At 64.9% G+C, this 13,157-nt stretch carries 11 protein-coding genes and 2 tRNA genes; 8 read left to right on the top strand and 5 right to left on the bottom strand.

What is annotated here, in order from left to right:
* Positions 1 to 9 precede the first annotated feature (9 nt).
* Together ACEL_RS00175 and pdhA are read right to left on the bottom strand one after the other, a co-directional pair.
* Positions 10 to 993 (bottom strand): alpha-ketoacid dehydrogenase subunit beta, encoded by a 984-nt coding sequence (locus ACEL_RS00175; RefSeq protein WP_011718872.1) that lies wholly within the window; start codon positions 991 to 993, stop codon positions 10 to 12.
* Positions 994 to 2,112, bottom strand: a complete 1,119-nt coding sequence (gene pdhA, locus ACEL_RS00180) for a pyruvate dehydrogenase (acetyl-transferring) E1 component subunit alpha (RefSeq protein ID WP_011718873.1) — start codon at positions 2,110 to 2,112, stop codon at positions 994 to 996. It lies immediately after the preceding gene.
* Positions 2,113 to 2,696: 584 nt separating this feature from the next.
* On the opposite strand from pdhA, the gene ACEL_RS00185 reads away from it, so the two are divergent.
* Complete coding sequence (locus ACEL_RS00185) at positions 2,697 to 2,972, top strand: hypothetical protein (RefSeq protein WP_041834836.1); 276 nt, start codon at positions 2,697 to 2,699, stop codon at positions 2,970 to 2,972.
* A 464-nt stretch (positions 2,973 to 3,436) separates the two neighbouring features.
* Here ACEL_RS00185 and hisC read toward each other — a convergent pair whose 3' ends face one another.
* Positions 3,437 to 4,597: a histidinol-phosphate transaminase gene (gene hisC / locus ACEL_RS00190; RefSeq protein WP_083760601.1), complete on the bottom strand. Its 1,161-nt coding sequence runs from the start codon at positions 4,595 to 4,597 to the stop codon at positions 3,437 to 3,439.
* Positions 4,598 to 4,912: 315 nt separating this feature from the next.
* On the opposite strand from hisC, the gene ACEL_RS00195 reads away from it, so the two are divergent.
* From ACEL_RS00195 to ACEL_RS00205, 3 genes are all read left to right on the top strand, one after another.
* Positions 4,913 to 5,002: transfer RNA gene (locus ACEL_RS00195), tRNA-Ser, on the top strand.
* A gap of 153 nt (positions 5,003 to 5,155) precedes the next feature.
* Positions 5,156 to 5,228, top strand: a tRNA-Arg gene (locus ACEL_RS00200).
* 168 nt (positions 5,229 to 5,396) lie between these two features.
* Positions 5,397 to 6,374: a restriction endonuclease gene (locus tag ACEL_RS00205; RefSeq protein WP_011718876.1), complete on the top strand. Its 978-nt coding sequence runs from the start codon at positions 5,397 to 5,399 to the stop codon at positions 6,372 to 6,374.
* Positions 6,375 to 6,930: 556 nt separating this feature from the next.
* Here ACEL_RS00205 and ACEL_RS12065 read toward each other — a convergent pair.
* Positions 6,931 to 7,740, bottom strand: coding sequence for a hypothetical protein (locus ACEL_RS12065; RefSeq protein ID WP_148204480.1), 810 nt, complete (start codon positions 7,738 to 7,740; stop codon positions 6,931 to 6,933).
* A 666-nt stretch (positions 7,741 to 8,406) separates the two neighbouring features.
* Between ACEL_RS12065 and ACEL_RS00215 the strand changes: the two genes are divergently transcribed.
* On the top strand, positions 8,407 to 8,838 hold the full coding sequence (locus tag ACEL_RS00215; RefSeq protein WP_011718879.1) for a VOC family protein: 432 nt from the start codon (positions 8,407 to 8,409) through the stop codon (positions 8,836 to 8,838).
* 100 nt (positions 8,839 to 8,938) lie between these two features.
* Here the strand turns inward: ACEL_RS00215 and ACEL_RS11235 are convergent, their stop codons facing one another.
* A complete protein-coding gene (locus tag ACEL_RS11235) occupies positions 8,939 to 9,574 on the bottom strand; it encodes a TetR/AcrR family transcriptional regulator (protein WP_011718880.1) in 636 nt (211 codons plus the stop codon).
* 138 nt (positions 9,575 to 9,712) lie between these two features.
* On the opposite strand from ACEL_RS11235, the gene ACEL_RS00225 reads away from it, so the two are divergent.
* The 3 genes from ACEL_RS00225 to ACEL_RS11240 all read left to right on the top strand — a co-directional run bounded on the left by ACEL_RS00225 (position 9,713) and on the right by ACEL_RS11240 (position 13,142).
* Positions 9,713 to 11,476, top strand: a complete 1,764-nt coding sequence (locus ACEL_RS00225) for a chloride channel protein (protein WP_011718881.1) — start codon at positions 9,713 to 9,715, stop codon at positions 11,474 to 11,476.
* Between the two features lie 141 nt (positions 11,477 to 11,617).
* Positions 11,618 to 12,106: an OsmC family protein gene (locus tag ACEL_RS00230; protein ID WP_011718882.1), complete on the top strand. Its 489-nt coding sequence runs from the start codon at positions 11,618 to 11,620 to the stop codon at positions 12,104 to 12,106.
* Between the two features lie 130 nt (positions 12,107 to 12,236).
* Positions 12,237 to 13,142, top strand: coding sequence for an alpha/beta fold hydrolase (locus tag ACEL_RS11240; protein WP_011718883.1), 906 nt, complete (start codon positions 12,237 to 12,239; stop codon positions 13,140 to 13,142).
* The last annotated feature ends 15 nt before the right edge of the window (positions 13,143 to 13,157 follow it).

Consider the following 13,157-nt stretch of genomic DNA (forward strand, 5'->3'; position numbering starts at 1 on the left):
ACCGGCCGGCTAGTAGGCAAAGACGCGGTCGACCGCGTCGAGGACCCGCTCGACGTCCGGCAGATAGTGCTCTTCGAGTCGGGAGGGTGGATACGGGATGGAGAAACCGCCGACGCGCAGCACGGGGGCCTCCAGACTGTAGAAGCACTGTTCCGTGACCCGCGCCGCCAATTCCGCGCCGTAGCCGACGAACACAGGTGCCTCGTGGATGACGACACATCGGCCGGTGCGTCGCACCGAGTGATGCACGGTCTCCCAGTCGAGCGGCGAGAGCGAGCGAATGTCGATGACCTCGAGCTCGCGACCGTCCTCAGCCGCAGCGGCCGCCGCGTCGAGGGCGAGCCGAACTGAGGGTCCGTAGGCGAGAAGTGTGGCGTCACGGCCTTCCCGGACAACCCGTGCGGCGTGCAGCGGGAACGCATCCTCCAACGGAATGTCGAGATCGACGTCGCCGCGTTCCCAGTACCGCCGCTTCGGCTCGAAGAAAATCACCGGGTCGTCGCACGCCACCGCCTGCTGAATCATCGTGTACGCGTCGGCGGCGTTGGAGCAGGCGACCACTTTCAGCCCGGGAATGTGAGCGAAGAGCGCTTCCGGCGATTCGCTGTGATGCTCGACCGCGCCGATTCCGCCGCCGAACGGGATGCGGATGACGAGCGGAACGCGAAGCCGCCCGCCCGACCGGTAGTGCAATTTCGCCAGCTGGTTCACGATCTGGTCGTACGCAGGGAAGACGAATCCGTCGAATTGGATTTCGCAGACCGGGCGCCATCCGCGCAGCGCCATTCCGATCGCCGTTCCGACGATCCCGGATTCCGCCAGCGGCGTGTCCATGACCCGGTCTTCGCCGAAATCCTTCTGGAGCCCGTCGGTGACCCGGAAGACGCCGCCGAGTTTGCCGACGTCCTCGCCCATGATGACAACCTTGGGGTTGGCTTCGAGTGCTTTGCGCAGCCCAAGGTTGAGCGCCCGCGCCAAGGCCAACGCGGCCATTTACGCCTCCTCGAACGATGCCAGGTACTCGGCGTATGCGGCCTTTTCGGCGTCCAGCATCGCCGAGCCGGCGGCGTACACGTGGTCGAACATGGTGAGCGGCCCGGGATCCGGCATCGTCACGCAGGCAGCGCGTACCCGTTCGGCGAGCCGCTCGGCCTCCGTGTCAACGTCGGTGAAAAAGTCAGCGTCGGCGGCGCCGCTGCGCGACAGGTACGCTTTCACCCGCTCAATGGGATCGCGGAGTTTCCATGCCTCGACCTCCGCCGCGAGCCGGTAGCGGGTCGGATCGTCGGACGTCGTGTGCGCGCCCATCCGGTAGGTGAACGCCTCGATAAGGTACGGCCCGTTCCCGGCCCGCACATGCGCGGCGGCCGCACGGGTGACCGCGAGACATGCCAGGACGTCGTTGCCGTCCACCCGGACGCCGGGAAAGCCGAATCCCGCCGCCCGCTGGTACAGCGGGATCGGCGACTGGCGGATCTCCGGAACCGAGATCGCCCATTGGTTGTTCTGCACGAAGAAAATCACCGGCGCTCGGTAGGAGGCGGCGAAAACAAATGCCTCGTTGACGTCACCTTCGCTGGTTGCCCCGTCACCGAAGTAGGCGATGGCAATGCTGTCATTTCCGGGCTCACGCTGCAGCGCCATCGCATAACCGACGGCGTGCAAGGCGTGCGCGCCGATGACGATTGTGTACGGCGCGACATGGTATGCCGCCGGATCCCAGCCGCCGAAATTGATGCCCCGGAACAATTGGAGAATGTCTTCCGGCGGAATGCCGCGGCACCAGGCGACCCCGTGCTCCCGATAGGTCGGAAAGACCATGTCGGTCGGTCGTAATGCCCGCGCGGAACCAATTTGCGCCGCTTCCTGTCCGAGGACTTGCGCCCAGATGCCGAGTTCGCCTTGGCGCTGCAACGTGGTCGCCTCGACGTCAAAGCGCCGCAGCGCGACCATGTCACGGTAAAGCGCGCGAACGTCGTCGTCCGCGATTTCGAGGGGAAAGTCCGGATGGCCGCGCCGCTGTCCTTCGGGGGTGAGGAGCTGGACGAGGGTGGGATCGGCGGGTCCGGCTTCAGCAGGGGCGACCGTGTGATGGAGCGAGTCGACGGTCACGATGACACTCCTTTGCCTGCACGACGCGAGGGTCTCCCGCGTCCGACGTGCGCCCGTGTCGCCCGGCGGACACGGGCATCGTGACCAACGCTGCCGCCTTGTGGGCGTCGCCATCGATCACAAGGCCATGGTGACAGAAATCTAGCGGTCGTCGCGACCGGAACCCGCCACCACCACCGGGACCAGAACCGGCCACCACCTGTCGCGACCGGAACCGGCCACCTCTGCCGTGACCGTCCCCCGCTGCCTATCGCGACTGGAACCGGCCACCTCTGCCGTGACCGTCCCCCGCCGCCTATCGCGACTGGAACCGTCCTCCGCCGGCGAGTCTGCGAAGGCCTAGCGCGCGCGGGCATCCTGCGGGGCCATGGCCTCGTCCCGCAATCCACGGGCCGAACCAGCTGCCGACGGTGCAGCCGTGGTCACGTCCTCTGGGCGTCGGCGGGTGTCGCTTGGTGTGCTGAGGCTGGTGAACGCGGTGTGGATGTTTGGGTCCCTTCGGGGCGCCCGCCTGTGCACCCGGTTGCCGGCCGGGTTGGCTCACCGGCGGTTGGGTCGCCGGTGGGGCGGGTGACGGCGTCGGTGTGACGGACGGCGGCGCGGGCGACGGCGTCGGTGTGGCGGACGAGCCACCGATCGGGAAGTTGATCTCCTGTGTCCCGGGCGTCGGCCGGCTCGGAACGCTTGGTGGCGCGGGGGTCGGAGTCTCAGCCGGTCGGGCCTCGGGGCGTGACGGGGACGGTGTCGGCACCGCCGACGGCGTCTGCGGAGGAGGGTTCCCGCTGTTCGGTGCGGCCGTGGTTGTCGGGCTGCGCGGAATCACCACCACCGGGCTTGGCGCGTTGCTTCCGACCGGATAGCCGGCGGCTGCCGGTGGCGCTGCACGATGGTCGGTGATTGCTTGCGATCCAACGAGGACGACGCCGGCGGTGGCCGCTGTCGTCACGGCGATGAGACCGGCGATCGTGACCACGGTCTTGGCGGACGTAGCGGCGAGCATGCCCGGCGTACGTGTCGGCGCTCGGTGCTTCATGCCGCATCTCCCCGTTGATCCGCGTTGGACCAGTCCAGGCGGTCCACGGCTGCTCCGTCCTTCAGCTGGTTCCTATCCGCTGAACGGTGCGACCGAATGCGCCGAACGGCGTAATTTCCTTCTGCATCGGCGCGACATGCCACGCACCTTGAGAAGGAGGGGGAAGCCGTTGGGCGGTGGTCACCGCAGGCGGTGCGCGAGACTCGCCGGAACCGGCGAGGGGAGAGGTCTCGCTGCGGACCACAGCCTATGGGCCGACCGGCCGAGTGGTCAGTCACCGATCGGGTGAATTCAGGCTGGTTCATCTGGGCCTGACGGGCTGGGCTGAGCAGCCCCATGGGCCGTTGGCGCGGTGGGCGCGGGACCGTGGGCGCGGGCGACGTCCAGGAAGAGGTTGTTGGCCTCGGGTTCGCCGATGGTGACGCGTACTCCCTCACCGGCGAAGGGCCGTACGATCACTCCCGCGGCTTCGCATGCGGCCGCGAAGCTCTCGGTTCGGTCGCCGGTGGGAAGCCAGACGAAGTTTCCTTCCGGCTGGGGAATGTCCCAACCGGCGGCCCGTAATGCGGCGACGATCCGCTCCCGCTCGGAGACTGTGGCCTGTACCCGGGCCATGAGCTCGGCTTCCGCGGCCGGTTGGAGCGAGGCGAGCGCAGCTGCCTGCCCAAGGGCATTGGTGGAGAACGGGACGTCGGTGATCCGGATGGAGTCGACGATCTCAGGCTGGGCAATCGCATATCCGACACGCAGGCCGGCCAGCCCGTACGCCTTGGAGAACGTGCGGAGTACGACGACGTTCGGACGGTCACGGTAGAGGGTGATGCCGTCCGGACTGTCGGGGTTGGTGACGAATTCGCGGTACGCCTCGTCGAGGACGACCAGGCAACCGGCGGGTACGGCGTCGAGGAACCGAAGCAGGGCGTCGGCGCCGACGACGGTTCCGGTGGGGTTGTTGGGGTTGCAGATGAAGACGACGCGGGTCTTCGGCGTGATTGAGGCGGCCAGGCGAGGGAGATCGTGTACGCCGTCGGGGCGCAGAGGTATCTGGATGCTCACCGCACCGGCAACCTGCACGATGATCGGGTAGGCCTCGAAGGAACGCCAGGCGTAGGCCACTTCGTCGCCGGGTCCAGCGAACGCCTGCACGATCTGCGTGGCGAGCCCCACCGAACCGCATCCGACAACGACGTGGCTTTCCGGGACGCCGAACCGGTGCGCGATCGCGGCGACCAGATCCGAGCTGAGCAGGTCCGGGTACCGGTGGATGGTGTCGCTCGCCTGGGCGATCGCGTCGAGCACGCTGGGCAGCGGCGGGTAGGGGGATTCGTTCGAGGAGAGCTTGTACGCGCGCCGGCCGGTGGCCGGCCGCCGGCCGGGCTTGTACGTCGGGATGCCTCGCAGGTCGGCGCGTGGGAAAGGTCGAGCGCCGGGTCGCGGTGCGGAGTCGGATATCTCCCGGGTGGTCACGCCCCCACCCTAGTGGGACCGGGTCGTCGAGGGCTGTGGTCAGTGGCGTCAGTGGCGGCCGGGCGCCCGCGGCGTACGGCAATCCGCGGATGAGGCGTCCGGGCGGCGGTGCCGGCTGGGCGGTCGTGCCGGCCGGGCGCCCGCGGCGTATGGCAATCCGCGGATGAAGCGTCCGGGCGGCGGTGCCGGCTGGGGCCCGCGGCCTCTGTGGCCGATGCGCGGCGCCGTCGTGGCACGGTACGCTGCTACCTGCGCGCGTCCGCTGAGCCGCGCAGGATCGCGGCTCGGTTCGGCGCGCGGGGAGGCTTCGCCTAGTCCGGTCTATGGCGCCGCACTGCTAATGCGGTTGGGGCTTACCGCCCCTCCCGGGTTCAAATCCCGGAGCCTCCGCGGAATGGTGTCCCGTGCCGGCGCCGGCCGGCGGGCACGGGCCGGCTGCGGTGGCAGCGGCGGGTCGGTGGATGCGGTGCCCGGCTGGTTGGCTGACCTCCCAAGCCTGGGTACCCTAGGACACGTGTCCGGTGGGCGAACCGCGACACGCGAGCGCTCGTAGCTCAACGGACAGAGCATCTGACTACGGATCAGAAGGTTGGGGGTTCGAATCCCTCCGAGCGCGCTAGAAAAGTGCAGGTCAGGCGCTGTTTTGTGTGGCTGTCGCACTCGCGGGCTGGTTGTGTTCTCGAGGGTGAGGGACGCGGTATGAGTAATCCTCTTCCTCGAGGTGGGGGAAACGATCTAAGTCGTCTTCTCTCGCGCGCGGTCTCTCCCGTACGACAATCCGGCCATGGCAGTCGTGACCATTCCGCAGTATCACGAGTTGATGTGGCCGGTGCTGATAGCGCTTCGGAAGCGTGGTGGATCCGCCACGATCAAAGAGATCTACGAGCAGGTCGTCGAAGACGAGCACTTCTCTGAGGAACAGCAGGCTGTCCCGACAAAGGATGGTCGCATGTCCGAGCTGGAGTACCGGCTCCATTGGGCGAGGACGCACCTCAAGGGTATCGGGGCGATCCAGAACAGTACGCGTGGGGTGTGGTCGCTGACCGAAAAGGGTCAGACGATCACGCCGGAGCAGATGCGCCGCGATACGAAGGCGTACCGAGACGAACTGTTGCGTCGAGCGAAACAGAAGCAGCCTTCGAACAGCGCAACCGACCAAGCCAGCGACGATGAGCTGGATTCTTGGAAGGAGCAGCTTATTGCCCGACTGCTACGCCTCCCGCCTCACGGCTTCGAGCGACTCGCGCAACGACTCCTTCGGGAAGCGGGATTCGTATACGTCACCGTCCTCGGCACGAGCGGGGATGGAGGCATTGACGGTGTCGGAGTGTACCGGCTGTCTCCGGTCTCGTTCCCCGTCTATTTCCAGTGCAAGCGTTACAAGGGATCCGTGACGGCCGGTGTCGTGCGGGACTTTCGAGGCGCGATGGCAGGCCGCGGAGACAAGGTTCTTTTGATCACGACCGGCTCGTTTACGAAGGATGCTCAGAACGAAGCGAGCCGTGACGGAGCGCCGCCTGTCGAGTTGATCGATGGAGATCGGCTCTGTGACCTCCTGCGCGACTACCGGCTTGGCGTGGACGTCCGAGGCGTATCGAGTATGAGGTTATCGTCAATGCGTCGTTCTTCGACGAGTACGACTCCGCCGGCACCGCCACGTCGACGTATGCCTGACACTGGCGCCAGTCGCTTCACTAATTATGGCCGTGGCGGCACGAGCGAGCGGTTTATCGCGGACCGATGCCGAGCTGTGCACGACTGACGCGACGCTGATGTCGGCGAACTCATGCATGCCGCGGCCGCCGACGACCACAGCTTTCTTCCGCGACGCGCCCGCCAAAATGACCCACCGCGACAACTGCGTGAACAAACTCTCACAGTGCGCAACGACACGGGATACAGCGAGCGTTGCCGGAAGTCTCCCCGATCAGCAACCGACCGGGCGCGCTGGCCGACCAGTGGGTGACGTTGAGGGGCGTCGATGTTTGTAGGCGCTTTGGATTCGAACCCGTCGTCAAAAATGCATTCTTGTCGTTGCTAGTGGCGTGCCGACAACGACATACCGTCGTCGTCGAAGATTCGATGTACATCGAATCTTCGACGACCATCTGAGAAGCAAATCCACCAAAACCGGACCGCAACCGCTGCATCGATCCATAAAAAACGGCGGTATGAATCGGGTTGACCACCCCAACCGCCCGTGATGTCCGAACGTGTCGTTACACAGTCGATGCGTGTGCACGGATACCCGTATGGTCCTTGTATTACCTCGGGCTTTGGACGTCGGCGACGGAGGGTCGATAAGCGAACGCCCGTCGTCAATCAGCGATCCCAAATGGCAACGGCAATGACTCCCACGGTCCTTCCCGTCGAACCCGCCACAGACGCCGGATGCGTTGCTGGCAGAATCCAGGGGTTTCCAGGGTCGCTGCCCACACGACGTCGATTCCCGGAGCAATCGCAGGTGAATTGACCGGCAGCCAGTTGGAAAACATCGCTAACTCTACATCGGGCCGCCCAAGTGCCGTCACCCAGACGAACAAATGTCGCTCGGCGGCGTTCGCCACAGCGAGCTTGGCCGCATTAGCCTTTGTCGTTTGTTCGATCAATTGGTTGAGGATGCCTTGATGAGAAGTCACGCCCCCGGCGTATGAGAAAAAGATCTCGCGAACTTCTCCAGGGTTCGCCAATGTGAGCGTCCGAGCACGAGCTACGCCCAGAGAAGCTAGCTCGTAACAGACGTCGCGGGGAACGTGTCTTTTACGGTCGAGACTCACCTTATCAATCTCGGTCACGCCGTGCCGTACAAGGGTAGAAAGCCTCGGCTCGGTTTTCTTCACAAGTCGTTTTATGTTTACATGCGGTTCATTCCTCACATCCCAGACACTAACGAGCCAGTCGTGCTCAAGGCTGCTCGGTATGCTGGGTGTCTTGGATAGTTCACTCAAGAGTGCCATACGTTCAGGATCTGCTGCTGAAGTCACCTCAAGCGCGATTATCCGTCCGTCTGGCAGCTCGATATCGTAGTCGTGACTTCCGTCCGACGCCTTCATTCCGTCGCGCTGTATAATTCTTCCCATGTAAAACGAATTCACGACACGTGCAGCTTCGATTTCTAACGCATCCATCTCACGTCCTGCCATAATATTAATATAACATATAGCCGGGCGACCTGTGCGACAGCGCGTGTCAAATTTCGCCTGTGTCCTTGCCAAGCGACGTACGGCGATCGAGAGACTTTTTGGTGTCTCCAAGACCGGTGCAACGACATCGCCGACTCTCGAGCAGTTGAGAACACGCGAATATCCGGTGCCAAGTCAGTTCAACAATCGCTTGTCCATCTACAACCACGATGCGTGCTCGGCAGCCAACCGCAACAACCTACTGTCGAGCATCTGGCGCTGCCACTTCCGACAGACACCCTTATGTCTCTCTCATTCTCACACGTCGAGTCTTTGCTCACCTCGACCGGCAAGCTCGGCTACAAATTATACGCGCGGTGGCGTAAAAGCCACGCACCTTAACCGGTCATCAGTCGCATTCTTTTGCCTCAGGCGACGGGCCGATTACGAAGGAGCTGACGCGATCGAGCGATGCTAATAACAGGCAGCGAAGTTGAGCGCTTGCGGCGTATACAACTTTGGGTACGTGTGTGGTTTTGGGCAGCTGAATCAGCAGCGGCGGCTGAGGGTGTGCCGCTGCGGTCGCCATGTTAGCCAATCATCCGGCGCGGCACCTCGGATCGTGTTACGCTTGCACCCACGATGTGCGCCCGTATGCCGAGGGAGCAGTCAATGGCACGTGTTAGCACCTACCTGAACTTCCAGGGCCAAACGGAAGAGGCGTTCACGTTCTACGCGGGCATCTTTGGTACGGAAATCAGCATGCTGGTCCGGTATGCCGACGTACCAGATATGCCGCTGGAGAATCTGCCGGCAGAGGAGCGGAACCTCGTTATGCACGCCGAGCTGCCGATTATGGCGGGTCACATGCTGATGGCTACCGACATGCTGCGGTCAATGGGGCATGAGACTAGGGTCGGCAACAACACCACGCTCTGCTTAGAGGTCGACAGCAGGGAGGACGCGGATCATCTCTACCAGGCTCTGTCAGCGGGAGGCTCGGAGGGTTCCCCGATGGCGGACATGCCGTGGGGCTCGTATTGGGGTGTCACGCTTGACCGGTATGGCATCCGTTGGATGATCAACTACGCCTACGCATCGTGACCGCCGGCTGACGCTCCCCCGCGACCGGCAGAACACACGGCGACGCATTGACATTCTGAGTCCGGCCCACCAGCGGACAAAAACACGCCGCTGCGACGGTTCAGCCGGCAATTCCGTCAAGGAGATACCCGAGTCCGTCGCGGAATTGGCGGGGGCTGATGAAAGCCGCTACTTCGCGGGTCACCTCGTCAACCGTCGTTTCCGCAGATGACCATCCGGATCGGGCGACCTCCAGTGCGGCAAAGCCGAGGGTGTACGCATGGATGACCGCGTACGCCCGGCGCGCCTTCTCCTCGTCACCTATGCCCTGCCGGAGGACGGCGAGCATCGCCGTCATGCGGCGGATAGCAGTCGGCGTCACGACGGGATGGCGAAGGTAAACGTAGAGTGCGACTGGTGACGTGACGAGGAACCGCCGGAGCTTGTCAGCCGCCTGGATGATCCACGCCCTCCAGTCGCTGCGCGAGACCGTCGGCTTCCAGACACGCGCAAGAAGGCGGTCCACGACTTCGTCGAGCAGATCATCCTTGTCCCGCACGTGCCGGTAAAGGGTCATCGGTGCGACACCGAGATCGGCCGCCAGGCTGCGGATGCTCATGTCCTCGTAATTGCCGGACGTGACCGCTTTTATCGCGGCGTCGACGACGGTCTCACGCGAAATCGTTCCCCACGGGGTACGGGTCCGGCGAACCTCGTGTCCGGTCCGCGGCGCTCGGGAAGGGCCGGATCGCGGCATGCGCCGATTCTACGAACGCCTCGTCGTGAGCGACCCTGCCCTCTGACCCGGGACGAGCGACCCTCGCTGTGTCTCCCGGGACGAGCGACCCTGCTCACAGACCCGGAAACAGGACCGGTAGAATGCGTACACGTACACATGAACGAGGTCGATTCCTACGCCGGACGTCGGGACGCGGAGAGCTCCTGGCGCGCTTTCGGCTATCGTGCTTTCGCGTCGGCGCCCCTCCGGTTGACGTCGGCAACCGCGAACTGGCTGCGCAGCTCCCGGCTCGGGACCGTCGCCGTTGCCTTTCTCGTAGGGACTGGCGCCGGCCTCGGCGCTGTCGGATTCCGATGGCTGATATTTACCGTGACCTGGCTTGTGACGGGGCACAAGGAATTTGGGCAGGCGGGCCACATTGGGAGCTCTCATCTGCCCGCGCTCGGCGTGTGGTTCCTGCTCCTGATTCCAGCGGTTGGCGGCCTCCTCTACGGTCCGTTGATTCAGCGTTTCGCCCCGGAGGCCCGCGGTCACGGTGTGCCGGAAGTGATGATCGCGGTGGCCGAGAACGGCGGCCGGATCCGCTCCCAGGTAACCGTCGTCAAGGCGCTGGCCTCGGCGCTCTGCATTGGCACGGGGGGGTCGGTCGGCCGCGAGGGTCCGATCGTCCAGATCGGCTCCGCCTTTGCGTCGAGCATCGGGCAGATCGTGCGGCTACCCGAAAGCCGCCTGCGCATCTTGGTCGCGTGTGGGGCGGCGGGGGGAATCTCGGCGACCTTCAACGCGCCGATGACCGGGGTTCTCTTCGGGTTCGAGCTGATTCTCCGGGAGTTCTCGATCGGCGCGCTGCTTCCGATCATCGTCTCGGCGGTGCTTGCTGACATCGTGGGCCGGGCGTTCTTCGGCTCCGGTCCGATCCTCAGCCAGGTGCCGCATTATCTCGTCCTTCCCCACGACATGGACTTCATCCTCGTCGGCGTTCTCGGGCTCATCGCCGCGGTTATCGGAGTCGGATTCAAGTCCGCGCTCTACCGGATCGAAGACGTCTGCGACCGGGTCTGGGGTAACCGTCCGGAGTGGGCGCGGCCGGCCGTCGGCGGGATTGTCCTCGGCGTCCTTCTGCTCGCGCTGCCTCAGCTCTACGGCGTGGGATATCCGGTTATGGACAAGGCGGTTGCGGGCCAGTACGCCTTGTGGTTCCTCCTGCTGCTGATGGTCGGCAAGATTGTCGCGGCAAGTCTCACGATCGGGATCGGCGGCTCAGGCGGCGTCTTCGCCCCGTCGCTGTTCATCGGGGCTACCGCAGGGACGGCGTTTGGGGCGGTCGCCGAGCATCTCTTCGGCCCGCAGGTCGGCTCCCCCGCTATCTACGGAATTATCGCCATGGGAGCCGTCTTCGCGGCCGCCGCGCGAGCCCCGTTGACGGCGATCGCCAGTGTTATCGAGATGACCGGCAATTTCACTCTGACGCTCCCGGTCATGCTCGCCGTGGGGCTGGCGGCCGGACTGTCGAAGCGGCTGACATACGGCACGATCTACACGACGAAGTTGCTGCGCCGAGGCATTGACATCGAGCGGCCGAAGTCCTCCTCCATGCTCCAGGTCCTCACCGTGGCCGACGTCATGCAGCCGCTGACGGTGCTCGACGGTCAAGGTCGTCTGCAACCAGCCGGTGCGTCTGGCGAAGCCGACGGCCGGGCCGCGGTCGACCCGAGCACCACACTGCGCGCAGGAGATCGAGTCCTCGTTCTCGTGCCGGTGCCCTCACGTGATGCTTCCGCCAAAGATGGGGAGGAAGAGTCTCACGACGACGTGCGGGGCGCCACCGCCGAAGAGGACCACGTGTCGGCGGTACCGACCCTGGACGCTGTGGATCTACCGGACGGCGGCAGAAGCGACAGTCACGTGGTGCTGCGATAAGGATGCACGTATCGCCCGGCAGCTGTGCAGATGCCCGACCGGCGTAGGCTCTCTGTCACACGTGACATTCATGTCGTCAGCGACACCGGCCGCAAACGGCCTGCCGGCCGCAAACGGCCGCAACCTGCCCGGGAGCAGCGGATGAGCCAGGAACACGCCCGTACGGAAGGCCAGGGGAAGGCAACACATGTCGGCCTGGATCTCGAGCACGACTACCGCTTCCGGGTCGACTTCGGTGCGCATCACGAGCCGCTGGTCATGGATGAACCGCCACCCTTGGGCAACAATGACGGACCTAACGCATCTGCCGTGCTCGCGGCTGCGGTAGGCAACTGCCTGAGCGCCAGCCTGCTGTACTGCCTTCGGAAGGCCCGGATCGAAGTGGACGGCATGCACACCGACGTCCGCGTCAGCCTCGCGCGCAACGAAGCCGGCCGGCTTCGGGTGAGCGCGATCCGTGTCGAATTGCAGCCCAGAGTGACGGACGAGACGAGCGGCCGGGTGGAGCGCTGTCGTCAGTTGTTCGAGGATTTCTGTGTGGTGACCGAAAGCGTGCGCACGGGTATCGACGTCGAGGTGATTGTCTCGCCGGAGTCCGCTGCGCCACCGGTTGCTGAGCCGCATCCGTAACTCTGCGGCGGCGCTGTTCCACCAGCTGCGGCGATTGTCTTTGTACCAACGGCAGGCGTCACGACCTAGGCGGTTGCACGCGTCGCTTCGCTGACGCAGCATCGTCCGACCGCTCGCCTAGGGTTGTCTCGTGACCAGTGTGTTCGAGGTTGAGCGGGTGCAGGTGTCGGCTGAGCTTCGGCTGGCGGTTCGCCGACTGCGGGGACCGCGCCGGCCGTTTCTCCTGGTGCACGGCCTCGCGTCGAATGCCCGATTGTGGGACGGCGTCGCCCAGCATCTTGCCGCGGCGGGTCACGAAACGGTAGCCGTGGATTTGCGCGGGCACGGCGAATCCGACGCTCCCGCAGCCAGATATGACACCGCCACCGCAGCGGCGGATGTGCACGAACTCTGCCGCCGGATGAACCTTACGGGGAATCGCCGACCCATTGCCGTCGGCCAGTCGTGGGGCGGGAACGTCGTCCTCACCCTGGCCGCGCGGCACGGCGGCGCGGCCGGTCTTGTCCTGGTGGACGGCGGATGGCTCCACCTCGCCGACCGGTTTCCCACGTTCGACGACTGCTGGGCCGCTCTCGCCCCGCCGCAATTCGACGGGGTGCGGTTCGACGACGTCCGCCGTCACCTGGCGGAGATGCATCCCGACTGGTCACCGGAGGCGCGTGACGCCGTCCTCGGCAACTTCCGCATTCTCGAGGACGGGACCGTGCGCGCCCGCCTTGAGCGGGACCACCACCGGAGCATTCTTTTCTCGCTCTGGTCGGAAAATCCCCGAGACCTCTACCCCTTGGTCGATGTTCCGGTGTTCGTCATTCCGGCAATTCCGCCGAATTTCGACCCGGCAACCGACGACGAGCAGCTCATCGAAGCCAAGCCCGGCCTCTACGATGCGCTGAACATGCTGGCGGATGTCGACGTCCGTTGGTACGTCGGGGCTGACCACGATCTGCACGCCCAGTACCCGGAGCGGCTGGCGGCGGACCTGCTTGCGTTCGCGACCCGCGTCGATTCGCCCGAACGCGACGCCACCGGGCGATGACGAGGCCGTCACTCC

The organism is Acidothermus cellulolyticus 11B, from assembly GCF_000015025.1.
Taxonomy (GTDB): Bacteria; Actinomycetota; Actinomycetes; order Acidothermales; family Acidothermaceae; genus Acidothermus; species Acidothermus cellulolyticus.